Origin of the sequence: Winogradskyella sp. SM1960 (assembly GCF_020179375.1) — a bacterium.
GTDB lineage: Bacteria > Bacteroidota > Bacteroidia > Flavobacteriales > Flavobacteriaceae > Winogradskyella > Winogradskyella marina.
Map to the genome: position 1 here is coordinate 814104 of NZ_JAICBG010000001.1, position 25018 is coordinate 839121.

The 25018-nt window shown below is 33.6% G+C and carries 21 protein-coding genes and 1 tRNA gene; 6 read left to right on the forward strand and 16 right to left on the reverse strand.

Annotated features, from left to right (window positions below; genetic code table 11):
• The first annotated feature begins 131 nt into the window (after positions 1–131).
• The 4 genes from K1X16_RS03675 to K1X16_RS03690 all read left to right on the forward strand — a co-directional run bounded on the left by K1X16_RS03675 (position 132) and on the right by K1X16_RS03690 (position 3221).
• A complete protein-coding gene (locus tag K1X16_RS03675) occupies positions 132–293 on the forward strand; it encodes a hypothetical protein (protein ID WP_225035071.1) in 162 nt (53 codons plus the stop codon).
• Between the two features lie 24 nt (positions 294–317).
• Entirely contained in the window at positions 318–1454 is a 1137-nt protein-coding gene (locus K1X16_RS03680; protein WP_225035072.1) for a hypothetical protein, read from the forward strand.
• A gap of 32 nt (positions 1455–1486) precedes the next feature.
• A complete protein-coding gene (locus tag K1X16_RS03685; RefSeq protein WP_225035073.1) occupies positions 1487–2560 on the forward strand; it encodes a nucleotidyltransferase family protein in 1074 nt (357 codons plus the stop codon).
• 82 nt (positions 2561–2642) lie between these two features.
• Entirely contained in the window at positions 2643–3221 is a 579-nt protein-coding gene (locus K1X16_RS03690; RefSeq protein WP_225035074.1) for an outer membrane beta-barrel protein, read from the forward strand.
• A gap of 115 nt (positions 3222–3336) precedes the next feature.
• Here the strand turns inward: K1X16_RS03690 and K1X16_RS03695 are convergent, their stop codons facing one another.
• From K1X16_RS03695 to cls, 6 genes are all read right to left on the reverse strand, one after another.
• Positions 3337–4281: a UDP-glucuronic acid decarboxylase family protein gene (locus K1X16_RS03695; RefSeq protein ID WP_225035075.1), complete on the reverse strand. Its 945-nt coding sequence runs from the start codon at positions 4279–4281 to the stop codon at positions 3337–3339.
• Between the two features lie 53 nt (positions 4282–4334).
• Positions 4335–5195, reverse strand: a complete 861-nt coding sequence (locus K1X16_RS03700) for a zinc-dependent peptidase (protein ID WP_225035076.1) — start codon at positions 5193–5195, stop codon at positions 4335–4337.
• 160 nt (positions 5196–5355) lie between these two features.
• Positions 5356–6660, reverse strand: a complete 1305-nt coding sequence (locus K1X16_RS03705; protein ID WP_195869807.1) for a Glu/Leu/Phe/Val family dehydrogenase — start codon at positions 6658–6660, stop codon at positions 5356–5358.
• A gap of 131 nt (positions 6661–6791) precedes the next feature.
• Entirely contained in the window at positions 6792–8111 is a 1320-nt protein-coding gene (gene nhaA, locus K1X16_RS03710) for a Na+/H+ antiporter NhaA (protein ID WP_195869808.1), read from the reverse strand.
• 303 nt (positions 8112–8414) lie between these two features.
• Positions 8415–8831, reverse strand: a complete 417-nt coding sequence (locus K1X16_RS03715) for a DoxX family protein (protein ID WP_195869809.1) — start codon at positions 8829–8831, stop codon at positions 8415–8417.
• 101 nt (positions 8832–8932) lie between these two features.
• Positions 8933–10387, reverse strand: a complete 1455-nt coding sequence (cls, locus tag K1X16_RS03720; RefSeq protein WP_225035077.1) for a cardiolipin synthase — start codon at positions 10385–10387, stop codon at positions 8933–8935.
• 271 nt (positions 10388–10658) lie between these two features.
• Here cls and K1X16_RS03725 point away from each other — a divergent pair, with 271 nt between their 5' ends.
• Positions 10659–12248 carry an FMN-binding glutamate synthase family protein gene (locus K1X16_RS03725; protein WP_195869811.1) on the forward strand — a complete coding sequence of 530 codons (1590 nt, stop codon included), beginning with the start codon at positions 10659–10661 and terminating at the stop codon, positions 12246–12248.
• Between the two features lie 252 nt (positions 12249–12500).
• Positions 12501–14627 (forward strand): FUSC family protein, encoded by a 2127-nt coding sequence (locus K1X16_RS03730; RefSeq protein WP_225035078.1) that lies wholly within the window; start codon positions 12501–12503, stop codon positions 14625–14627.
• 80 nt (positions 14628–14707) lie between these two features.
• Here K1X16_RS03730 and K1X16_RS03735 read toward each other — a convergent pair whose 3' ends face one another.
• From K1X16_RS03735 to K1X16_RS03780, 10 genes are all read right to left on the reverse strand, one after another.
• Entirely contained in the window at positions 14708–15238 is a 531-nt protein-coding gene (locus K1X16_RS03735) for a hypothetical protein (protein WP_225035079.1), read from the reverse strand.
• Between the two features lie 142 nt (positions 15239–15380).
• Entirely contained in the window at positions 15381–15749 is a 369-nt protein-coding gene (locus K1X16_RS03740; RefSeq protein ID WP_225035080.1) for a hypothetical protein, read from the reverse strand.
• 740 nt (positions 15750–16489) lie between these two features.
• Positions 16490–16563: transfer RNA gene (locus tag K1X16_RS03745), tRNA-Arg, on the reverse strand.
• A gap of 55 nt (positions 16564–16618) precedes the next feature.
• Positions 16619–17068, reverse strand: a complete 450-nt coding sequence (locus tag K1X16_RS03750; protein ID WP_225035081.1) for a GatB/YqeY domain-containing protein — start codon at positions 17066–17068, stop codon at positions 16619–16621.
• Positions 17069–17235: 167 nt separating this feature from the next.
• Positions 17236–19173 (reverse strand): cell division protein FtsZ, encoded by a 1938-nt coding sequence (gene ftsZ, locus K1X16_RS03755; protein WP_225035082.1) that lies wholly within the window; start codon positions 19171–19173, stop codon positions 17236–17238.
• A gap of 107 nt (positions 19174–19280) precedes the next feature.
• A complete protein-coding gene (gene ftsA, locus K1X16_RS03760; RefSeq protein ID WP_195869816.1) occupies positions 19281–20606 on the reverse strand; it encodes a cell division protein FtsA in 1326 nt (441 codons plus the stop codon).
• Between the two features lie 3 nt (positions 20607–20609).
• The gene (locus K1X16_RS03765) at positions 20610–21332 is read right to left on the reverse strand and encodes a cell division protein FtsQ/DivIB (RefSeq protein ID WP_225035083.1); all 723 of its coding nucleotides are present in this window, start codon (positions 21330–21332) and stop codon (positions 20610–20612) included.
• Positions 21319–22671, reverse strand: a complete 1353-nt coding sequence (gene murC, locus K1X16_RS03770; RefSeq protein ID WP_225035084.1) for a UDP-N-acetylmuramate--L-alanine ligase — start codon at positions 22669–22671, stop codon at positions 21319–21321. Before murC ends, K1X16_RS03765 begins: the two co-directional genes overlap by 14 nt.
• On the reverse strand, positions 22668–23765 hold the full coding sequence (gene murG / locus K1X16_RS03775; protein ID WP_225035085.1) for an undecaprenyldiphospho-muramoylpentapeptide beta-N-acetylglucosaminyltransferase: 1098 nt from the start codon (positions 23763–23765) through the stop codon (positions 22668–22670). Before murG ends, murC begins: the two co-directional genes overlap by 4 nt.
• Complete coding sequence (locus tag K1X16_RS03780) at positions 23765–24958, reverse strand: FtsW/RodA/SpoVE family cell cycle protein (protein ID WP_195869820.1); 1194 nt, start codon at positions 24956–24958, stop codon at positions 23765–23767. Before K1X16_RS03780 ends, murG begins: the two co-directional genes overlap by 1 nt.
• Positions 24959–25018: the final 60 nt, after the last annotated feature.

Genomic DNA, 25018 nt, shown 5'->3' on the forward strand with positions numbered 1-25018 from the left:
CCTAATTGTAATTTAACCGAGAACTTTATTGTTTTGTAGAGTAAATTCGAATATTATATAAACCTTTTCGTATTTTACTCTAATAAATAAAATATTTTACTATTTTTGAACACAAATTTAGGGCAAAAGCCATGAAAAAAGACAACAACTCAGATAAAATCACCCGTAAGGAAGCCATTTCAAAAATGGGTAAATATGCTGCATTAACTGCAGTCGGGACATTTGTGATTTTAAACCCGCTTAAAGCACAATCATCATCACCACCAGATCCATCAGGAGATCCGTTTCTTTAAGGGGATTAATTTTTAGTTTTTATTTTGATTACAAGTTTAGCACCAACTTATAAAAAAGAATTTGGTGATTATTGGGTGTTGTGGTATGCCGCCTCTAATAGTTATAGTATAATTAATTCAGATTTTAAGTTACTACTAGATACTTATTTGGCATCAGAAACAACAACAGCATTTTCTTCTACAATTTCAAATGTACTCAATGATTCAGATAAAGCACAAATTTCTGATACGCTACATAATTACTTAGAAAGTTGTAACAACCCCTATACTCCAGCAACAACAAACCTCGCTCAACTAGACAGTTCGCATCGAAAAATTTCAAAACAATACATTTTTGACACAAAGAACGTTCAAATTTACTACAGTTCAGAACTCGTTTTAAAAACCATTCATCCGTCGATAGCACACTATTGTAATTCATCAACCCACAAAGCTGATGTAACTTTCGATATATATTTACAAAATGATGACTTACACCTCTTTAAGGACAAACACTTAATTTCTTGTGTTCCTAAAAGCGATTATCACCTTATTCAAGGTAAATTTATAATGCAATTGCTTTGTGTACTTCATAATAAAGTAGAACAAGATTGGATAGGAACACTTCACGGGTCAACTATTACAGATGGTAATTCTTCAATGCTTTTTGTTGGAAAATCTGGAAAAGGAAAAAGTACTTTATGTGCATTATTAGCGGCAAATGGTTTTGATTTGTTAGCAGATGACGTCTCCCCTTTGTTATCCAAAAATCAACATATATATTACAACCCTTTAGCCATCTCACTAAAAGAAGGTGCTTTTAACCTATTACAACCTATAGTAACCAATTTTGAAACCTTACCGATCGTGGAGTTCAATACAACTAAAGGACGGTTAAAATATATGCCATGCCGTTTACCTGGAAAGCAACACTACCCTTGTCATTCAATTATTCTCGTAAATTATCAACCTGACTCCGAAACAAAACTAGAGACCGTTTCAATTAAACACATACTAGAAACCCTAATTGAAGATTCATGGTTATCACCAAATCCAAAGCATGCCAATCAATTTTTAAATTGGCTAAATGGGGTAACTTTATATCAATTAACCTATAGTTCCACAGCAAGTGTGGTTACAGAAATTTCAACGCTTTTTAAACAAGCACCTAAGACTTTATAATAACAGTATATTAGTGATATGTTTAAAACCCTATGAATAATTTAGCGATTACATATCAACATATAGCAGATATATTGAGTTTTGAAAGTTCAAATTCAAAACTAGAGCACACGCTGAGTGATCCTACATTTAACTGGGAAGCGATTGTAAAAGAAGGTAGCCTTCATTATGTTATACCTGCTATTTATTGCCGATTAAGGTCGAGACAACTTTTACATGTATTACCAAAAGATTTAATTAGTTATCTCGACTATATTACTGATGAAAATAGACAAAGAAACACTATCATACTCGCACAAATAAATGAGCTCACGGATCTCCTTAATTCCCATAACATAGAGCACACATTCTTAAAAGGAGCTGCTCTTTTAGCTTCTGGAACATATAAAGATATTGCGGAACGAATGCTAGGAGATATTGATATTTTAGTGCACCCAGAGCAGTTAACCACCGCTTTTGAATTATTACGTGATGATGGCTACCAACCTAAAGCTATGACTTTAGGTCATCATTTTTTTGAACATAAACATTTACCAAGATTAGAAACTAAGCTAACTGCAACTCGTATTGCCGCAGTTGAAGTTCACAGAAAACTATTTGTTTCTTATCACTATGACGCCTTACAGCCACAGTCTATTTTTGAGGAAACCAGGCAGATAGCATCCATTTACATACCATCACAAAAACATCTCTTAATGCACACCATTCTTAATCATCAAATAAATGATGAAGGTGCCTTATACAATAGCATAACTTTTAGATCTGCATATGATACCATATTATTATTGCAGGACTATACTGAACCTAACACCTGGTCTAATCAAAAGGTTTTTAAAAAGTATTTTAAATATACCAGTCTGTTTTTTAACGAAATAAGAAAGACAAAAAACGTAAAACCCGACATTTTTTCCTATTTTTATCTCTTTAAGTTAAAACATATTAAGTTTTATAGAATTTGGAATAAATTATTGCGATTAGGTGCTATCATTCCAATTCTATTACATAGATCGTGGTTATTTATTTCGAATAAAGCGTATCGTAAAGCCATTATTCTTGATAAAAATCGCATATTCACCCATTTTATGTCTATTTTACGCAAGAATTAAATTTATTTTAATTATGATAACTTTGTATGTATTATTTGTTTTATAATTGATATAGTTTACCTTTGATCAAAATTATTTTAGAATGAAAAAATTATTTTTAGTAGCGTTGTTAGTAGCATTTAGTCTATCCGCATTTGCACAACGAAATAGCAGAGCTAGTAACGATTGGTATCTAAGTATTGGTGTTAACGCTATAAACAGTTTAGGTTCTCAATCTCCAATTTATCATCCAGAGGATTGGATGTTTAAGTTTCCTATTTCTGCAGCAGCAGAGTATAACTGGAGTGAACAATTTGCTATTGAGCAATCTATAACCTTTAATGGCTTTAACGAAGGTGACGTCATTGATGGTGCTGTGTTAACTAAAGATTACAATTACCTATCTTTTGACACCCATGTAAAATATTATTTTGGGCAACTCATTTTCCCAAATGCTAACTGGCTCGAAATACATGCCAATGCTGGAATTGGTTTCTTTAATATCGAAGAAACTAATGTTTCTGCCAATCTTGGTGGTGGTTTTTTATTTTGGCTAAACACTAATAGAACCTTTGGTTTAAGAGCTCAAACTACAGCGAAATTTGCACTTAACCATTCTGAGAGTGGTTTCGATAACAACCATTGGCAATATCACTTACAAGCCGTGTTTAAACTATTGTAACTAATCATATAAACATCTAAAAAAGGCTCGCATTGAATGTGAGCCTTTTTTAATTGATTAATTAAAAAAAGCCATCTATAAGATGGCATTTTTTTTGAAGGTTATAAGAAATACTCTAACGCTCTTTTAATAATTTATCAAAATATTTAATAGTGTGATTTAATCCTTCTTTTAATTGTACTTTTGGTTCCCAACCATTTAATTCTTTCTTGGCTAAATTGATATTTGGCTGACGTTGTAAAGGATCATCTTGTGGTAATGGTAAGAACGTGATTTTAGACTTAGAATCCGTTAAATCAATAACTTCCTTGGCTAATTCTAACATTGTAAATTCAACAGGGTTTCCTATGTTTACTGGACCAACAAAACCATCTCTACTATTCATCATTCTATGCATACCTTCAACTAGATCATCCACATACTGGAAACTTCTTGTTTGTGTTCCATCACCAAAAATGGTAATATCGTCACCCTTTAAAGCTTGAACTATAAAGTTTGAAACAACACGACCATCTCGTGGATGCATTTTAGGCCCATACGTATTGAAAATACGAATGATTTTAACATCGACTTCATTCTGGTTGTGATAATCCATGAATAAAGTCTCGGCACAACGTTTCCCTTCATCGTAGCAAGACCGCAGACCTATTGGGTTGACATTTCCCCAATAACTTTCTGGTTGTGGATGTACAGATGGGTCACCATACACTTCACTTGTAGACGCTTGTAATATTTTTGCTCCTACACGCTTTGCCAATCCTAGCATGTTAATAGCTCCCATCACAGACGTTTTTACTGTTTTTATAGGGTTATGTTGGTAATGAACAGGTGATGCCGGACAAGCCAAGTTATATATTTCATCGACTTCAGCCATATAAGGATTTGTGATATCATGGCGCACCAATTCAAAATAGTGATGATCCATTAAATGTTCAATATTTCGCTTAGAACCTGTAAAGTAATTGTCTAAACAAATAATTTCATTGCCTTCATTTAACAGACGTTCACATAAGTGAGAGCCCACAAAACCAGCTCCGCCAGTAACCAAAATTCTTTTCATGTATTAATTCTATTTATGGGTTAAAATTAACATATATTTTTATTTAATAGTGATTAATACCCTGCAAACTTAAAATTGAGCATCTCTTTCAGACATTTATAAAGTTCTGGAAACTGTAACTTAAATTCTGACGGTGTTTCTATAAAGTTCTCGAGTAAAACAGCAAAAAACTCATATTGGTTAGTATAAGCATAAGCCCTAAAATACTTTGAGGCAATTAGTTGTTGCCTTAGCGTTTCGTGCTCTTGTAAATACGTCACTAATCTATTATATCCTTGATTAAAAATTATGCTACTAACATCATTGTTCATAGAGGCATTTAAATGAATAGCATGCCCAAATTCATGAATACCAAGATTAAGGTTATCATCTCCTACTTCATAACCATATTGAAAATCTTTCCAGGAAAACACAATAGTTTTTAGTTTAGGATTGACTTCCCCTTTATGAAAGGTTTTATTCGTTTGAGAGTAGTAGGCATTCGGATAAATAATAACTCTTTCGATAATATCTAATTGGTGCTTTTTAAATCCGAAGCATAACATAGAAGCAGTAGCCGCAATCTTAACTTTCATCTGATCCGTAACTTCTAATTCTTGCTTACCAATAAATGTATTCGATTGAATAAATTGAGAAACTCTATGCTCAAATTGACGTTGGTGATTATTAGACAACTTACCAAAAAAGGAATGCTCATTTTCTAATATTTCTTTTTGCTTAGTTGGTAAGTTACTAAGCTTAAAAAAACGATAAACAAACAAGGGTTTATTATATGTAGAAGCGTAAAATAACTGAAAAATTCGCATCAGTCTATACAGAATAAAAAGCACAATTAATACAACACCAATAGGTATTATATAGTTAGAAATTACCTCCAACTCAAAAAGCTCTTGTTCCGTTTTTGATATCATCATTAGAATAGTCTTATAATATGAATTTAAAGTTTCGTTTCAATACAAGCACGTATTAGAAGGTTACAATATATGATATCCATTTTTAATCAATAAAAAAAAGTAAGCATGTGAAAATAGACACATACTTACTTTTCTAATATTATAGTTCTAATTTTAAGGCCTATGGGAAAATACCTCGTTGTACGTAGGCTTTTTCTATGCGCGCTATTGCAATGCAAAAGGCTGCGGTTCTCATGTCTACTTTCTCATTCTCCGAATAGCTATACACTTTATCAAAAGACACTTTGAGCTTTTTAGTCAACTTATCCATAACTTCTTCTAAATGCCAAATTTCACCACTTCTGTTCTGTAACCATTCATAATAACTACCAATTACACCACCAGAATTACATAAAATATCTGGTATAATAACGATACCTCTTTCGATCAGTATTTTTTCTCCTTCAACGTTTGTTGGACCATTAGCACCTTCTGCTATTATTTTTGCCTTAATTTTTGGTGCATTTTCTTTTGTTATTTGGTTTCCTAACGCTGCAGGAATACAAATATCACAATCTATAGAGAAGAACTCACTCTTATCAATTGGTTGGGCATTAGGATAGTTAACAACGGTGCCATTGTTCTCTAAATTATATGTATGAAGTGCTTCAACATCTATACCGTCCTGGTTCATAATGTTACCATGAGCATCTTGAACACCAACTAATTTAGCACCATCATTTTCTAAAAAATGTGACGCCCAATAACCAACATTTCCAAACCCTTGAACGATAAATTTCTTACCGTTTAAATCGATATCATTCTTATCTGCCCAGAATTTAATAGTTAAATAAACACCAAACCCTGTCGCTCTATCTCTACCTTCTAGTCCACCACTTCCATCTGGTTTTCCGGTAACGACATGTTGATTTGCGGTACGTTGCGCTGGAGGCCTCGTACTCATATAAGTATCAGCAATCCAAGCCATCGTCTGACTGTTGGTATTAACGTCTGGAGCAGGAATATCGTGTTCAGGTCCAATATTGTCTGCTAAAGCATACGTAAATCGCCTTGTAATACGTTCTATTTCAGACTCCGAATATAGTTCTGGATTAATTTTAATTCCGCCCTTGGCTCCTCCATAAGGTAAGCCAGCTAAAGACGATTTCCATGTCATCCACATCGCTAATGCTCTTGCGGCATCTAAATCTACTGTTGGGTGATAACGTAACCCACCCTTATAAGGACCTAATGCGCCATTATGTTGTACACGGTAACCTGTAAAAACTTCAACATCTCCATTATCCATTTTTACCGGAAAGTTCACTAAAATCTCATTGTTAGTGATACTTAAGATCTTCCTAATATTAGGGTGAAGGTTTATGTGATTGGCAGCACTATTAAACTGCTCCATCACATTATCCATCATACCTTTTAAGGGAGCTTTTTTATTTTTTGTCTTTACGTTTTCTTTTGAATTTCCCATATATGAGTATTACTTTTTTAGAATTACATATAATTATGCTGCAAAAATAACACTTTCAATAATAAAAAGGGCTTTTATTGAGAATTAACTAATATCAATTTTTTATGATCTATGTAAACTCATTATCTATACTAACTTTGTGGAAGTTCTGGTTTTGGATGATACGATGCTGTTCGCAAAATTACAAAACCAATAATTGCCGATAATAATGACCCAATTAAAATTCCAATTTTAGCGGAATCTATATATTCAGGATGCGTAGCGAATGCTAAACCTGCAATAAAGATAGCCATTGTAAAACCAATACCTGCTATAAAAGAAACACCTAGAATATGTCTAAAACTTATATCCTTTGGCACTTCTATTAATTTAATCTTTCTGGCAAGAAGCACTATTAAACTAACTCCAAAACCTTTTCCTAATACTAAGCACACAATTATATTAACAACTAAGGCGACATCCATACTGGCAACATCTCCAATGACCACTCCTGCATTAGCAAGTGCAAATATTGGAATGATAAAGTACCCAACCCAACCATGCAGGTTATGCTCTAAGTGCTGCAATGGCGATTGAAATCGAGAAGACCAGTCATCTAAATCACCTATAAGATGTAGTTGTTCATTTGAAAGAATTGGCTTTTGTAATTCCGTAGAATTCTTAATATCCTTATATACTTTATTTAATTGATCTAGAAAAGTTGAAGTATCAATTTTTTGTCTTATAGGTACTGTAAAAGCGAGTAAAATCCCTGCTACTGTTGGGTGAATACCTGCTTTTAAAAACAAGAACCAAATAGCTACACCTAATGTAAACAATATAAATTTAGAAAAATAGCCTTTATAAGAGAGGTAGAATAAAAAGGCTAATAATAGACCCGCTATTAACAATAAGGTTAAATTAATAGTACCACTATAAAAAATTGCGATTACTAAGACAGCTCCGATATCATCAACAATAGCAAAAGCGGTTAAAAACACCTTAAGACTCAATGGCACGCGATTACCCAATGCATTTAAAATCGCAAGTGAAAAAGCTATATCAGTCGCCATTGGGATTCCCCAACCTTTTGTTGTTTCTGGGTTTTGATTGAGTACTAGAAATAATACTACTGGCACCAACATACCTCCAAGCGCTCCAACTAAGGGAAATGCTATTTTCATTGGAGAATTAAGCTCTCCTATTAACAATTCACGTTTTATTTCTAAGCCAATCAGAAAAAAGAAAATGGCCATTAATCCGTCGTTAATCCAGAGGATTAAAGGTTTTTTAAATTCAAAAGTTTCTGTCACAATACCAATATCATATTGCCATAGTTCTAAATAACTTTGCCCATAAGGTGAGTTTGCCCATATAAGAGCAATGATAGTCATTAGTAATAGTAAAATACCACTTGAGCCTTGTAAGCTTGTAAATTTCTGGAATGGTGAGAGAAATACTTTTTTAATCATATAAGTCGTTTTTGTAAAAAAATGATTCCCAAAGATAAGAAAGCTCACTATTTATTTTAAATTTAAACCATATTTAACTTAAAAATAACCTCAGAACAGTTTCATATTCACGCTTTCACCTTTTTGAATTCTATAACATTAAAGTTCATAACACCACATTGATTATGTCCTTTTTTACACCAGAAATAAATGATAGTTATCCCATAACGCAAACCTATTGCTTACGTCAATTCTGAATTACTACATAATTAGCAAGCACTAATCGTTATATTGAAATAAAGTTTTAAGACTCTACTTACAATATTATTTGCTTTTACGTTTCAAAAAAGCATCAAGGGAAAATTTACCGGGTCCTGTAAATAAAATAGTGATGTAGCCTATACCGTAAAGCAACGCTTTTTCCATACCTCCAAAACCATCTGAAATATGAACCACAAATACAGCGACTAGCATCGTCATTAATAATGGTACTAATGACCAGCGTGTTAACAGCCCTAAAGTTAAAAGAATACTGCAAACAACTTCCGCAAAGACAGCCACCGCTAACGAAGTGAATGCTCCAAGCCCAAACGGATCTGCAAAATGAATTTCCTCACCACTAAAAAGCTTAGTCCACTTTCCTAGACCATGACCTAAACACATTCCTAATCCAAGAAACACTCTTAAAATTAATAATCCAATATCGGTAAAAGTGCTGTTGGTTATACTATTTGCTCTCATGTATTACTTCGTTTTTAATACTTACAAAGTAAACAGAATTTTTGTAATATTAACTTAAATCCGATTTTAAACTTTAACAACCTTTTTACACGATTGTGAAACTATAGGAAGGGAGATAATAAACGTACCATTTTTTCCCATAACTGAATATATTTTGGTCTATTGAGCCATATTTGCGCATCTATTTGGGCAGCTACTTTTAAGTCATTTTCAAAAGCAACTGTAAGTTGTTTTGCGATATCTTTACTATAAACCATAGCATTAACTTCAAAATTAAGTTCAAAACTTCTATAGTCCATATTTGCTGAACCAACAACCGCTAAATCATCATCAATAACCATGGTTTTAGCATGTACAAAACCTTTATTATACTTATAAATTTTAGCACCATACTGAAGCAATTCCGTATAGTACGCACTAGCTGCTGCATTTACCATTTTGGAATCCGAAACTCCTGGAACAATAATTTTCACCTCCAAACCACTTTGTATCGCAATAATTAAAGCGTCCATTAAACTTTCGCCTGGAATAAAATAAGGGCTTGTAATATAAATTCTTTGTTTTGCTGAATTTATAGCTTCTAACAACGAATAGAAAATTACAGGTTGTACACTATCTGGCCCCGAAGCTGCGATCTGAACCACCTCCTTTTCAATTGAAGCATGTTTTGTATTATCTGGAAAATAAACATCTGAATATTCAAAATTAATAGCGCTGCAAAAATTCCAATCGCACAAAAACAAATACTGAAGGTATGCTGTGGCCTGACCAGTAATCATTAAATGTGTATCTCGCCAATACAAATCGTTCTCGCCTTTTAAATCGTTGCGATACTTATCACTTATATTAACACCTCCAACAAAACCTACAGTTCCATCTATAATCACAATTTTTCTGTGATTCCTATAATTGAGGCGGTTGGCAAAAGCATACCATTTTATTTTATAAAAAGGAGCTGTATGAACACCTGCATCGTTAAGTTTTTTTATAAATTTTTTACCTAAACCACGACTTCCAAAATCATCATACATAAACCGAACTTCTATGCCTTCTTTAGCTTTATTAATTAAAAGATCGGCAATTTGGTTTCCGGTAATATCATTTTCATAAATATAGTATTCAATATGAATGTGAGACTGTGCTTTCTCTAATGCTTCTAGAAGGGCAGGGAATTTTTCCTCTCCGTTAATAAATAATTTTACATCGTTGTTTGCAGTTAGAGGACTACTTCCTGAGCGCCGTATATACTGTATTAGGTTTTTATAATTATCTCTTGTTAAACCTGAATTCCAAATAGCATCAGAATAAGAATTCAACTTGTTTCTAATACGATCTCTTAATGGTTCATCTAACCCCATTTTCTTACTGTAGAGTTTTCGTTTTCTATAATTAATTCCGAATGAAAAGTAAAATATCATTCCAACAAAAGGAACAAACACAATAAACAAAATGTAGGCTAAAGATTTTGTACCACTGCGCGTATCATATATCACTCTAAAAATAACGAGTATAACGATGAGGCTATAAACTATTTGTCCTATTAAAATCCAATTCATATTACAAAACATTAACAATCAGCTTAAAATAACACATTTTTAATCACAAAAAATTAAAAAATTAGGAATTAAGAAACTGCTATAAATGCTAGAGTGTAAAACACCATGCAACAAGGTTTTAATATTCGAAATATTTAACAGATTCAAAATATAGGGCGGTAAATTTATTGATTTCTAAAATTTTTATACAATAAACAACAAACTCTATAATATTAATTTATTATTTGAATAGGTAATCCTATCTTTGCCAATTCATTTTAAAGTTATCACTATGAAAGTTCGTGAGTATTTTATTATAATTTCTACAGTTGTAGTTTTAGCTATCGTTGGTATAGCTTTTTTATGGCAACCTATTTTATGGCTTTTTCTGCTTGTTGGACCACTTGTACTAATGGGTCTTTTTGATATATTTCAAAAATCACATACAATACGAAGAAACTTTCCTTTATTAGGTCGTTTTAGATACGTTTTAGAATCTATTAGACCGGAAATAATGCAATATTTTGTTGAGACTGATACTGAAGGAAGACCTCTTAACCGTATTCTACGATCTTTAATTTATAGAAGAGCAAAAGGACTAAATGACACCGAACCGTTTGGGACTCAGATGGACATTTATCATTCTGGCTACGAGTGGCTTGAACATTCGATGTATGCTAAAACGAATCCAAAAAACATTGGGGAATTCCCACGTTTAATCATTGGTGGAAAAGATTGTAAACAACCTTACTCATCAAGTTTACTGAATATATCAGCCATGAGTTTTGGTTCGCTTAGTAACAATGCTGTTTTAGCTTTAAATAAAGGTGCTAAAATGGGGAATTTTGCACATAATACAGGAGAAGGTGCTATTAGTGATCACCATTTAAAATATGGTGGCGATTTAATTTGGCAAATAGGAACTGGATATTTTGGATGTAGAAATGACGATGGTACATTTAATAGTGATACATTTAGAGAAAACGCGTTGAGACCTGAAGTTAAGATGATTGAAATTAAATTATCTCAAGGTGCAAAACCTGGGCATGGAGGAATTCTTCCTGCGTCAAAAAATACAGAAGAAATTGCACGTATTAGGCATGTAAAACCTGGAATTGCTGTCCACTCTCCGCCATCGCACTCTGCGTTTGCTGACCCTATTCAGTTTATGCATTTTATAAAAAAACTTAGAGAGCTTTCTGATGGAAAACCTATTGGTTTTAAATTATGTCTAGGGAGAAAACAAGAATTTATGGATTTTTGTGAGGCCATGGTTTACACAGGTATATTACCAGACTTTATTTCTGTAGATGGTGGTGAAGGAGGAACTGGTGCCGCACCTGTTGAATTTTCAAATTCAATGGGAATGCCTTTACGTGAAGGGTTAATCTTTGTACACGATACTTTAGTCGGCTTTAACTTAAGAAAAGACATTAAAGTCATCGTTGCAGGAAAAATTATTACTGGTTTCCACATGGCAAGAGCATTGGCTTTAGGTGCAGATGGCTGTAATAGCGCTCGTGCTATGATGCTATCAATTGGTTGTATCCAAGCTCTACAATGTAATACAAACACATGTCCTGTTGGAGTTGCAACCCAAAACCCTTCTTTAGTAAAAGGATTAGTTGTAGAAGATAAGGCTCCACGAGCGCAACGCTACCACGAAGCTACTATTCATAGTTTCCTAGAACTTGTTGCTGCTGCAGGACTTAATAATCCGTCGGAATTAACTCGAGATCATATTAGTAAACGCGTTGGACTATACAGCGTCAAAACCTATCATGATATTTATCCTCCAATTGAAGAAGGCTGTTTGTTAAACATTGATACCATACCAGAAGAGTACAAGAAATTCTATCAATTAACTCGAATCATGAAGTAATAGAAATACACAACTATTTTTTTGAGCTGTTAATTTTTCATTTTTAATGAAAGGTTAACAGCTTTTATTATGTCTTTGATTTACTTGCGATTGTTGGGATAAAAAAATACGCTTCGCAATTCAAATTGTATCTTTGTTTTAAATAATAAAAGTACTGATCTCATTTTAACTTTAATCTCAAAACACACTAAGGAATTATTAGAATTCTTTAAGAGCACCAGCTTTTCTAAAGCCGTTTTAATTGGTGTTGCAGTGACTATACCTATAGTTTTAGGTATTGCAACGCATCATTTTGAAATAGGTCTTGCACTTTGCTTTGGAGCATTTTGGTGCTCCCCAAGTGATGTTAGCGGCAAATTGATGCATAAACAAGTTGGAATACTCTTTTCGGCTATATTGGTTGTTATTATTAGTTTCATTGGAGGTTACCTCAATATTTCAAATTATGTCCTCTTCCCTATTTTAGGAATTTTAACCTTTGGTATTGCCTTTATTTCCATTTACGGTTTTAGAGCTTCGTTAATTAGCTTTTCGGGATTATTAGCATTGATTTTAAGTTTTGCACACACCTCCGAAAACTTAGAAGTCTATCAATACGCACTATTAATCGGGATTGGTGGCTTATGGTATTTGTTGCTCTCTACATTGTGGTTTAAACTCAATCCAAAAGCGCAAACCGAAGAAGAACTGAACAAAATCTTTTTACTTACGGCTGATTTTTTAGATACAAGAAGACAACTTATAGGCGAGCAACCAGACAGAGACAGTTTGCAAACACAATTAATGACTTTGCAAAGTGAGCTTACTGAACACCATGGAACCTTACGAGAGATATTAATTTTATCTCGAAAAAGCTCAGGAAAATCTAATTACCAAAGCAGACGTCTATTAGTATTTATCCTGCTGATAGAAATACTAGAAACTGCCGTTGCAAACCCTGTAAATTATGATAAAATGGATGAGCTTTTTGAAAAACATCCTGAGTTTAAAACCGATTTTCAGAAGTTAATTTCTGAATTCTCTAAGCAACTTCGAGCTATTGCAGAAAACATTAATAAATCAAAATTATTTCCTCCTAATAAAGTCCTTTCAGACGCCTTTAAAGAACTTGAAAATGACATCTTAATATTCAAAAAAGAAGATCATACTGAAGATTACGAACGTTACTTAATGCTTCAGAACCTGTTAGATTACCAGAAAAAACAATTCGAAAAAATTAAAAAAATAAAATGGCTTTTAGGTCGTCCTAAATTAGCCTCAGACGATTATATTAAAAATGATAAGCTAAAACGTTTTATAGATTCGCAAGATTATAACCCTAAATTAATTCTTAGAAATTTCAGCTTTAGATCTACCATATTTAAACATTCGTTACGGTTAGCAGTTGCGGTAATGTTGGGTTACGGTGTTGGTTTAACTTTCGATTTTCAGAACCCTTATTGGATTATTCTTACTGTTATTGTGATTATGCGACCGAGTTACGGACTTACAAAAACACGTTCTAAAGACCGAATTATTGGGACACTCATTGGTGCAGCCATAGCAAGTAGTCTCGTTTTTTCAATTAACGATCCTTATATTTATGGTGCTTTAGGTGTATTGTCTTTAGTGGTTGCCTTTTCTATGATACAGAAAAATTATAAAGCATCCGCAACCTTTATTACACTGAGTGTTATATTTATTTATGCCATTTTACAACCCGATGTTTTAACAGTGATTCAATTTAGAGTTATTGATACACTAATTGGAGCTACAATCTCGTATATGGCCATGCGTTGGCTATGGCCTGCGTGGTCGTTTATGGAAATTGGCGATAACATAACAGATTGTTTAAAAGCAAATACAGCATTTTTTAAATCCATTAGTGCGTATTACCAGAAAAAAGGCCAAGTACCAACAAGCTTAAAAGTAAATCGAAAAGAAGCGTTTTTACAGACGTCGAATTTAAGTTCGGCATTTCAACGTATGGCACAAGAGCCAGCATCTAAACAGAATCATATAGACGACATTTATGAACTTGTAGGTATCAACCATAGTTTTTTATCGTCTTTAGCATCGTTAAGTACTTATATTCAAAACCATGAAACCTCAGAAGCATCTGAAGATTTTATAGCAATTTCTGAAAAGATTAATAGCAATTTAGATAAAGTTTGTGAACAATTAAAACGTATCAATTTTGAAACATCAACACATAACGACACCACTTTTACACCTGAACCGTTCAATTTTCCTATTAATCGTATGACTAATGATGCCATTTCGCGAACCGATAGTGTGCGTTCACATAAAGAAGCACATTTAATTTGGGAGCAATTATATTGGCTATATAGCTTGAGTGAAAAAATGTTGAAATTAACCGCTAAATTTAAAGAAGAATAGTTTCTACAGTGATTTTTAAACGAAAAAGCCTTCTTTCTAAATTGAATTTAGAAAGAAGGCTTTTTTACGAAATAATCCGTTTAAGCTGTAGCAACGTGTTTACTAGTTTCAGACGTCTGCACCTCAACTTTTGATTCTAGAAACTCAGTAATATAATCTTGCCATTTTTGTGCAACAACAAGTTCATTATTTAGAGTCATTTCATCATTATTGTTATATAACACTAAGTGTGTAGCGTCCTTTTGATTACGGTGTATAAAAGACAATTGTATTTTGTCTATAACATTGTTCGGTTTCGCATTCCCTTTAGCCTGCTTATATTCTTTTATTGATTTACAAGCGTTAATAGATTTTAAATCCACAGTTTGCGCATAAGCTGCTTCCTCTGTTTCTTTATAAAAGAATAGTTTTTCCTCTGTAGAATCTATACCTATTGCAAAATTGCTATGTGTTTCGACTTTACTTAATTTACAATTGTGTAAAGAGGCTTCAGATTGAAGAGCCTTCTGTAATTTTTTTTGTCTTTTTTTACGTCCATTTATAAATAATACAAACGGTAATATAACGATTGCAATAATAATCGCATCGATAATGAATAATCCAGTTCCCATGATATTTTGTTTTTTTTGATAATAATTAAAGTGTAAGCATTTGATACGGCATTTTCTGCCATAGTTGACATCATTTTTTATGATGTTTTTTTACCATTTCTTAATAGAAATTGATGAAATAAAAAAATGATTTACACGTGTTTTACCAAAACGAATGAAATGGAAAAAGGATGGCCCTTAAATGAATGTGAATTACACTATCGCGCTCTGCTCTTACAAATAGAGCATGCTGTAATGCGAAAAGCTGACTACTGCGATTAGAAAGACCTTCATAGTTTACAGAAATTTCTTCTGATGGTGAAGGCTCAACATTAACAATAGTAACAACGCTAGATTGCTCTGTTTGCACATCAATATAAGGATGATGATTTGATGCAAACGCACTAACCTGGCTTGAAGATTCTACAACAGACTGTTCAACAGTACTTTTTAATAACTCAAAGGTATTGGCATGTGCAGAAGTCGCAAAGCCAATAGCAATTATAATTATATTAAAAAGCGTTTTAAACATGTTTGAGTTCAAATTATAGTACAAAGTAAGCTTATAAAATGGTAACCTACTACAAAATGAATGTTAAAATGTTAAGAATTACATTTTTCATATCAGCTAGATGCCTATAATCAAATTAAAGTTTTGAATATTTAAAAAGTTGCACTTACAAATTCAAGCGAGTTGGATTATTCTTATTTATTAAAACAAAACGAAGCTTTACAGGATTGCTGCGCATCCTCTAAAGCTCCGCTTTGAAAAACAAAAAGTTGCACTTACAAATTCAAGCGAGCTTGATTATTCTTATTTATTAAAACAAAACGAAGCTTTATAGGATTGCTGCGCATCCTCTAATGCTCCGCTTTGAAAAACAAAAAGTTGCACTTACAAATTCAAGAGAGTTGGATTATTCTTATTTATTAAAACAAAACGAAGCTTTATAGGATTGCTGCGCATCCTCTAATGCTCCGCTTTGAAAAACAAAAAGTTGCACTTACAAATTCAAGAGAGTTGGATTATTCTTATTTATTAAAACAAAACGAAGCTTTATAGGATTGCTGCGCATCCTCTAATGCTCCGCTTTGAAAAACAAAAAGTTGCACTTACAAATTCAAGCGAGCTTGATTATTCTTATTTATTAAAACAAAACGAAGCTTTATAGGATTGCTGCGCATCCTCTAATGTTCCGTTTTGAAAAACAAAAAGTTGCACTTACAAATTCAAGCGAGCTTGATTTGACGTGCAACTTTTTGTTTTATTCGTGACCTCGAGAGGATTCGAACCTCCAACCCTCAGAGCCGAAATCTGATATTCTATCCAGTTGAACTACGAGGCCAATACACTATGAGACCTTTCGACTATGCTCAAGGTACCATACTTATATACTTAATTTAAGACAATTTAGCCTTAACAATTTTCGAAATTGTTTTACCATCAGCTTTTCCTGCTAATTTTCCACTTACAATTCCCATAACGCGTCCCATATCTTTCATTCCTGCAGCACCTGTTGCAGAAATCGCTTTCATTACTTCAACAGTTATTTCTTCTTCCGAAAGTTGTGCTGGCAAAAACTGACCAATTATTTCTGCTTGTGCTATTTCTGGCTCAGCTAAATCTTTACGATTTTGTTCTAAAAATATTGCAGCACTATCTTTGCGCTGTTTCACCATTTTAGATAATATTTTTATTTCTACATCTTCTGAAATCTCTTCTTTAGAACCTGTAGCGGTTTGCGCTAATAGTATTTCTGATTTTACAGCTCGTAAAGCAGCTAAAGCCACTTGGTCTTTTTCTTTCATTGCTGCTTTCATAGCAGTCATTATGTCTACTTGTAAACTCATAGTTTTAATACTTTATTAAGACTGCGAAGATAACAAAAAGTTCCTCTAAGCTAACAGAAGAATAACAGATACCTATTAAAATTTTTAGTAAACAAAAAGCCCAAAAAGTTTGAGGACCTTTTTGGGCTTGAGTTTAGTGTATTTTACACTATAAATTAAACATATAACTAATCGACGTTATCGTGTAAAAATGAATTATTACTTCGTAATTGGATATCGTCGTTTTCATCTGTTCCAACAGATAGTCTAGATGCTTTTGTCTCTGAAGAATGCTGTGCTTCATCTAAATCAATACCGCGTCTTTTGTACGCTGGTACGTTTTCGATTTCATTCATTTTAGCATCATTAAACTTATAATTGAAATCCTTCATTTTTCTTCTGCGCTCATCTGCACGAGAAACGAGCAATTCAGAGATTGGACTATTCATTGGGTCTATTTCCTCTTCTGGTTGCCCTTTAGTGTCATCCACAGAAATTGTTTTCTTTTCAAAAACAACATCTTCCTTAACTTCTGCTTTTTCCTTTTTCGTGTTTATAGAAGAAGGATAGGTTTCAAAATCATCTAAAGTATATCGCTTTTCACCTTTTTCATTTTCCTCAGGAACTGCGATAATTTCAACAGGTTCATTAACATCTATCTCATTGACTTCTTCATCTAAACTAAAGAGCATCTTTTCTTCTTTAGCTTTTGGCTCTTCATCCTCCTTTTCAGATTCTTTGTTAGAAATTGGAAGGTCGAAAGAAAATGTTATTTGTTCTTCATGAACCTCTTCACGTGTTTCAGCTTTATTTTCAATTGGTGTAATTACAAATTCTTCTGGCTCAATAGTTGCTTCAGGTTTTGTGTCTAAAACTTCATCATAAACCACATTCATGTTTTTTAAGAAATCTGACGTTGCAATTAAATCGGTATCGTCATTGTCTTTGACTTTAGGTTCATTTTTAACCTCTTCCTCTTCTTCAAGTAACGTATGACGAACTATTGGTGCTTCCTTTTCTTTTTCTAAAACAATATCTGGCGTAATAATCGCTGGCTCCTTTTCTTTAGTACTAGCGTCATTAGTATCACCTAAAGCATGAATTACTTTTTTAGTTTCCGTATTAGAAATTTCATTTTGCTGATCGATGTCAAACCCTGTAGCAATAATAGTTACTGAAATTGATTCTTGTAACTCTTCATCTTCACCAACACCCATAATAATATTAGCTCCAAATCCGGCTTCAGTTTGAATATGATCATTGATTTCTCCGATTTCATCAATAGTAATTTCTTGAGAACCTGAAACGATTAGCAACAATACGTTTTTAGCTCCTGTGATTTTATTATCGTTAAGTAACGGTGAATCTAAAGCGCTCATTATCGCTTCTTGTGCTCTGGTTTGACCAGAAGCTGTAGCAGATCCCATAATTGCTGTTCCACTATTGCTCAACACGGTTTTTGCATCGCGTAAATCAATATTCTGTGTATAGTGATGTGTTATAACTTCTGCAATACCACGAGATGCTGTAGATAATACTTCGTCTGCTTTAGAGAAACCAGCTTTAAATCCAAGGTTTCCGTAAACTTCACGAAGTTTATTATTATTAATTACAACCAATGAATCTACATGAGAACGTAATTTATCGATACCGCGTTGTGCTTGTGCATTACGCATTTTACCTTCAAACTGAAAAGGCATGGTTACAATACCAACGGTAAGGATATCGAGTTCTTTTGCCAACTTAGCAATAATTGGTGCAGCTCCTGTTCCTGTTCCTCCACCCATTCCTGCAGTGATAAACACCATTTTAGTATTGGTGTCTAACATTCTACGAATGTCCTCTAAACTTTCTACGGCAGCTTCTTCTCCGATATCTGGATTGGCTCCTGCTCCTAATCCTTCCGTTAAATTTACTCCTAACTGTATTTTGTTTGGAACACCACTATTTTGAAGGGCTTGAGAATCTGTATTACAGATTACAAAATCGACACCTTTTATACCTTGTTGAAACATGTGATTTATGGCATTGCTACCTCCACCACCAACACCAATTACTTTGATGACGTTTGATTGATGTTTTGGCAAATCAAATGAAATGTTTCCAAATTCGTTGCTATTACTCATATATTATGGATTAACTATTATTCTACTTTATTATTTTATTTATAATCGGATAATTTATACTGAATTCTGCATTCATATGGACAATTCACGCATTGTCCATACATGCTTTATTCTGCATTATCCAAAAAATCTTTTACACGTTCTGTTAATTTATCTAAAAACGAACGGCGTTCTTTTATGGGTTCTGGCGCTATGGCTTCTTGTTCTGGCATTTCTTCGGCTTCATTTTCAACAACAAGTTCTTCTTCAATGGCTTCTTTCTTTTTACGTTCTTGACGTTTTAAGCCGTCCATTACTAAACCAACTGCTGTGGCAAACAAAGGACTTGCAATATCCTCATCGCTATCACCTGCTAAATGCTCATTTGGATATCCAATTCTGGTATCCATACCTGTGATATATTCTACTAACTGCTTTAAATGTTTTAATTGTGCACCACCTCCAGTTAACACAATACCTCCAATTAGTTTCTTTTTTTGTTCTTCGTGACCGTAATTTTTTATCTCAACATAAACTTGTTCTATAATTTCTACAACTCTTGCATGGATAATTTTAGACAAATTCTTTAAGGTAATTTCTTTTGGCTCTCTTCCTCTTAATCCTGGAATAGATACAATTTCGTTATCCTTATTTTCTCCTGGCCATGCCGAACCAAACTTCACTTTTAAAAGTTCAGCTTGCTTTTCAATTATTGAACAGCCTTCTTTTATGTCTTCGGTAATTACACCTCCACCGAATGGAATGACCGCTGTATGACGAATTATGCCGTCTTTAAAAACTGCTAAATCAGTTGTTCCACCTCCTATATCTATCAAAGCCACACCAGCTTCTTTCTCTTCTCTACTTAAAACCGCATTGGCAGACGCTAAGGGCTCTAATGTGATGCCTTCTAAATTTAAGCCTGCACTTTTTATACAACGTCCAACATTTCTAATCGATGACACCTGGCCAACTACAACATGAAAATTGGCTTCCAAACGTCCACCATACATCCCAATTGGTTCTGTAATTTCAGCCTGACCATCAATTTTAAATTCTTGTGGTAACACATGAATTATTTCTTCACCAGGAAGCATAACGAGTTTATGAACTTGATTGATTAAACGATCAATATCCTCTTCATCAATAACCATATCTGAATTAGGACGCGTTATGTAATCGCTATGTTGTAAACTACGAATATGCTGACCAGCAATACCAACGGTTACATCTTCAATTTTTTCTGATGCAGCAGCTTCTGCTTCTTGAACTGCCTGTTGAATAGACTGAATGGTTTGTGTTATATTATTAACCACACCACGATGTACACCCAAACTCTTGGCTCTTCCTAAGCCTAAAATTTCAACTTTATCGTATTCATTTTTGCGACCAATCATGGCCACAATTTTTGTGGTTCCTATATCTAGACCTACTGAAATATTTTGTTTGTCCATAGCTTACTTTTTGGTGCAAATAACTTGTTTATCAAATTTCAGATTCACTAAATTGTAGTTCTCTAAAACCTGGTCTTTTAAAGCCTTTTGATAAAACGCCTTAAAATTGTTTATCTTTTTATCGAGCTGTTTTAAAGTTCCAACATGAACTATAAAATCACTTTTTCTAACTTTGAAATCAATGGTGTTATCATCATTCTGACGAATTTCAATGACATGTTTTTTTAAAAACTCATCTTCATCCACCGTTTTTGCAAATTTAAAAACTGTTTCGAGCTTATTTTTATTAATATTTCCTGTAATTAATGGTACTCTTGCAGCATAATTATGAGACAAAGGCATAACTCCTCCTTCGTCATCGATATAATACGATGCAGTTGTGTGCACTCTTGCAATAGGTTTTTTTTGTTCAATTTCAGCTGAAAGTGCACCGTTTACTGACATGAACACTTCTGCTTGCTTTATCATCGGATTAGATTTCAGGGCAGATTCTAATTTGTTCAAATCTATAATTTCTTTGGGTTGCTCCGAAACAGGTTCTTGATTTACTATTAACAATTTACTAACATTCGCATCTGTTATAAACAATTTGTTTTCGCCTAAAAACGTGATGTTTGGCTCACTGACTTTTCTAGTTTTATTTCTTTGATTAGAAAACGCAAATAAAAAGCCCACCAAAACCACTAACCCTGTGATTTTTATATTGTTATAATTATTTTTTAACATGGAACGCTGCTTTTATGTGTTTAACTTCAATTCCAATATCTCCTGCTCCAATAGTTAATACAATTTGAGCATTAGTTTTTTCTATTTCATCAATTAAATGTGATTTTTCAATTAATTTTTTATTAGGATTTTTAACCTTATCTAAAAGCCATTTAGACGTCACTCCATCAATTGGTATTTCTCTTGCTGGATAGATATCTAAGAGTAATAATTCGTCGAAATTTGAAAGACTTTCAGCAAATCCATCCACAAAATCTCTTGTTCTACTATATAAATGTGGTTGAAAAATTGCCAACACTTTTTTATCGGGATACATTTCCCTAACAGCCTGATGTACAGCATTTATTTCTTCAGGATGATGTGCGTAATCATCAATAAACACAAAATCGTCTGTTCTAATATGATAGGTAAATCGTCGTTTGACACCTTTATAGGTTTCAAGAGCTTTCGACAATTCATTGTATTCACAACCATATTCTGCAGCCATAGCTATCGCAATAATGGCGTTAGAAAGATTATGCCTGCCTGGTAAACCAAATTTGAAATCGCAATACGTTCCGCTTGGTGTTTTTATATCAAAAACATAAGAACCATTTTCTATGGAGATATTTTGCGCACAATAATCTGAGTCATCATCAATACCGTAAGTTATCCCTTTTAGCGGTAATCCATTCTTTACAAATAGCTTTCCATTTGGTTTTATACACTCTGAAAAATCTTTGAATGTTTCTACCAACGCTTCAGCATTACCATAAATATCTAGATGGTCTGCATCCATAGACGTAATACATGCCAAATCTGGCGACAAGGTTAAAAATGAACGATCGAATTCATCTGCCTCTACAACGGTTACTTCAGTTCCATTTATAATTAAATTAGAATTGTAATTTTCACTTATTCCGCCTAAAAATGCGGTTACTGGCACATTGCACGCATTCAACAAATGCCCTAAAATACTGGTCGTCGTTGTTTTACCATGCGTACCTGCAACTGCCAAACAAACGGTTTGTTTTGTTATTTCTCCTAATACGGCAGAACGCTTTAAAACATTAAAATTATTATCCTTAAAATAATCGAATTCTGAATGGTTTTTAGGAATGGCTGGCGTATATACCACAAGCGTATCTTCAGAATTTAAAAATGTGCTAGGAATTTTATTGACATCATCTTCAAAGTGAATATCAATTCCTAACCCTCCCAATGCATTTGTGATGTCAGTTGATGTTCTGTCATAACCAGCGACTTGTTTACCGTTGGCCTCAAAATAGCGCGCAATAGCACTCATTCCGATGCCACCGATACCAATAAAATAGACGTTATTTACTGTACTAAAATTCACTTTCTTTTTAATAATTTTTCAACTTCATCCACTATATCATTTGTGGCATTTACTAAAGCTAAAGCTTCAATATTTTTACTTAATTCTTCTTTCTTAGTTTCATTGGACATTAATTCTGAAAATTCCATTTGAAATTCAGTGTCCAAATCTTGCTCTTTTATTAAAATCGCAGCATTTTTATCTGCAACCGCTTTTGCATTTTTTGTTTGGTGATCTTCTGCTACATTTGGTGACGGGATAAATATCACTGGTTTCCCAACAATACATAGTTCTGAAACCGAAATCGCTCCTGCTCGAGAAATTATTGCATCTGCTGCTGCATAAGCCAAATCCATCTGATTTAAAAAGGCATGGACTTGAATATTTTTTAATTGATTATGCTTTTTGTATTGCGCGTGGTACAATTTGCCACACTGCCAAACCACTTGAATATCTTGCGCTTCAAAAAACGGAATATTATCCTCAATTAATTGATTAATTCGTCTTGCTCCCAAACTACCACCTAACACCAATAGCGTTTGTTTATTGTGTTTTAGATTGAAGGCATCTTTACCTTCAAAATGTTTGTTTTTTACTTCTAATAAATCTTTACGGATTGGGTTGCCTGTTAGTTTGATTTTTTCTTGTGGGAAGAATTTCTCCAACCCTTCATAAGCCACACAAATAGTGTTCACTTTTTTAGCCAATAACTTATTAGTTATGCCTGGAAAAGAATTCTGTTCTTGAATTAAACTCGGAACTCCTTTTGAAGAAGCTACCTGCAATAAAGGTCCACTTGCAAAACCACCTGTACCAATTACAGCATCTGGTTTAAACGCATTTACAATTTTTCGTGACCGTAACAAACTACTAATTAACTTAAATGGAAATGCTAAATTTTTCAAAGTCAGCTTTCTTTGAATTCCAGAAATCCATAACCCTTCAATCTTATAACCAGCTTGCGGCACTTTATCCATTTCCATACGGTCAGAAGCTCCAACAAATAAGAATTCGGCATCAGGATAGCGCGACTTTAATTCGTCGGCAATCGCAACTGCAGGATAAATATGTCCTCCTGTTCCTCCTCCAGATAATATGAATTTGTAATTACTCATTAAATTGTTTCGCTTAAAATTGATAATGGATTATCGTTATCCGCCTCATCTTTATTGTCCTTTATTTCTTGTCGTCTTGCACTTACGCTTAGTATAATCCCTATAGCCAAACAGGTCATCCAAATAGATGTTCCACCACTACTTATTAATGGTAACGTTTGGCCAGTAACCGGAAATAACTCAACCGCTACTGCCATATTAATTAAGGCCTGAAATACTATTGGCAAACCAACACCTAAAACCAGTAATTTACCAAAAATGGTATCTGATTTATGACTTACAACTACTATCCTGAATAATAGCCACATATATAACACCAGTAAAAGCACACCACCAAACAAGCCGTATTCTTCAATTATAATGGCAAAAATAAAATCGGATGACGACTGTGGCAAAAAATTCTTTTGCACACTTTTTCCTGGTCCTAAAGGCGTAAGTCCTGTCGCAATTGCAATTTTTGCTTTTTCTATCTGATAGTCCGCTTCTGTATCTTCTCCATTTGCAAAATTCTCAATTCTGCTCATCCAAGTATCTACTCTATTTGGCATCGCCTCAGGAAATGCTTTAGCTACCAAAACGAAAATTGCCAAGGCTGCAAAACCACTCAACATCATTAAAACCAAATACTTTAGAGGATAACCACCTATAAATGCCAACATCATAATCATTGTAAAAATGATAGCTGTTGTTGAAAAATTAGCTGGAAGAATGAGCATTAAAATCACAAAAACAGGTGTCCAAAGCGGTAAAATTGTTTCTGTAAACTTAACCTCTTTATCTTTTATTTTTGACAAATACCTCGCCACATAAACCATTAACACCACTGATGCTAAGGTCGAAGTTTGAAACGACATATTAACAATCGGAATCTGAATCCAGCGGCTTGCGTTTGCACCTGCAATAGTTGTTCCTTGCAGCATTGTAACCAACAACAACACAAACACAATAGGAATCATTACCATTGATAAGCCACGGAAATACTTGTAAGGAACTTTATGAACGCCAAACATAATAACAATACCCAAAAACAAATGCATAAAATGCTTTACAAAGAATGAAAACGTGTTGGTGTTTCCACTATTTGCTAAATTACTGGCAGCACTATAAACAGGCATAAACGAAAATATAGCCAGTAGCGCGACTATTGCCCAAATAGCTTTATCCCCTTTTATTTGTTTAAATAACTTTTGCATGTTTTGTTTTGTCCTTACTAACCTTGTACTATCGTTTGAGATAATTTCCCGTAGGAACCT

Excerpts from the sequence above, each read along its gene's own strand:
- K1X16_RS03675 (WP_225035071.1), top strand. The coding sequence starts at position 132 with ATGAAAAAAGACAACAACTCAGATAAAATCACCCGTAAGGAAGCCATT.
- K1X16_RS03685 (WP_225035073.1), top strand. The coding sequence starts at position 1,487 with ATGAATAATTTAGCGATTACATATCAACATATAGCAGATATATTGAGT.
- K1X16_RS03690 (WP_225035074.1), top strand. The coding sequence starts at position 2,643 with ATGAAAAAATTATTTTTAGTAGCGTTGTTAGTAGCATTTAGTCTATCC.
- K1X16_RS03695 (WP_225035075.1), bottom strand. The coding sequence starts at position 4,281 with ATGAAAAGAATTTTGGTTACTGGCGGAGCTGGTTTTGTGGGCTCTCAC.
- K1X16_RS03700 (WP_225035076.1), bottom strand. The coding sequence starts at position 5,195 with ATGATGATATCAAAAACGGAACAAGAGCTTTTTGAGTTGGAGGTAATT.
- K1X16_RS03705 (WP_195869807.1), bottom strand. The coding sequence starts at position 6,660 with ATGGGAAATTCAAAAGAAAACGTAAAGACAAAAAATAAAAAAGCTCCC.
- nhaA (WP_195869808.1), bottom strand. The coding sequence starts at position 8,111 with ATGATTAAAAAAGTATTTCTCTCACCATTCCAGAAATTTACAAGCTTA.
- K1X16_RS03715 (WP_195869809.1), bottom strand. The coding sequence starts at position 8,831 with ATGAGAGCAAATAGTATAACCAACAGCACTTTTACCGATATTGGATTA.
- cls (WP_225035077.1), bottom strand. The coding sequence starts at position 10,387 with ATGAATTGGATTTTAATAGGACAAATAGTTTATAGCCTCATCGTTATA.
- K1X16_RS03725 (WP_195869811.1), top strand. The coding sequence starts at position 10,659 with ATGAAAGTTCGTGAGTATTTTATTATAATTTCTACAGTTGTAGTTTTA.
- K1X16_RS03735 (WP_225035079.1), bottom strand. The coding sequence starts at position 15,238 with ATGGGAACTGGATTATTCATTATCGATGCGATTATTATTGCAATCGTT.
- K1X16_RS03740 (WP_225035080.1), bottom strand. The coding sequence starts at position 15,749 with ATGTTTAAAACGCTTTTTAATATAATTATAATTGCTATTGGCTTTGCG.
- K1X16_RS03750 (WP_225035081.1), bottom strand. The coding sequence starts at position 17,068 with ATGAGTTTACAAGTAGACATAATGACTGCTATGAAAGCAGCAATGAAA.
- ftsZ (WP_225035082.1), bottom strand. The coding sequence starts at position 19,173 with ATGAGTAATAGCAACGAATTTGGAAACATTTCATTTGATTTGCCAAAA.
- ftsA (WP_195869816.1), bottom strand. The coding sequence starts at position 20,606 with ATGGACAAACAAAATATTTCAGTAGGTCTAGATATAGGAACCACAAAA.
- K1X16_RS03765 (WP_225035083.1), bottom strand. The coding sequence starts at position 21,332 with ATGTTAAAAAATAATTATAACAATATAAAAATCACAGGGTTAGTGGTT.
- murG (WP_225035085.1), bottom strand. The coding sequence starts at position 23,765 with ATGAGTAATTACAAATTCATATTATCTGGAGGAGGAACAGGAGGACAT.
- K1X16_RS03780 (WP_195869820.1), bottom strand. The coding sequence starts at position 24,958 with ATGCAAAAGTTATTTAAACAAATAAAAGGGGATAAAGCTATTTGGGCA.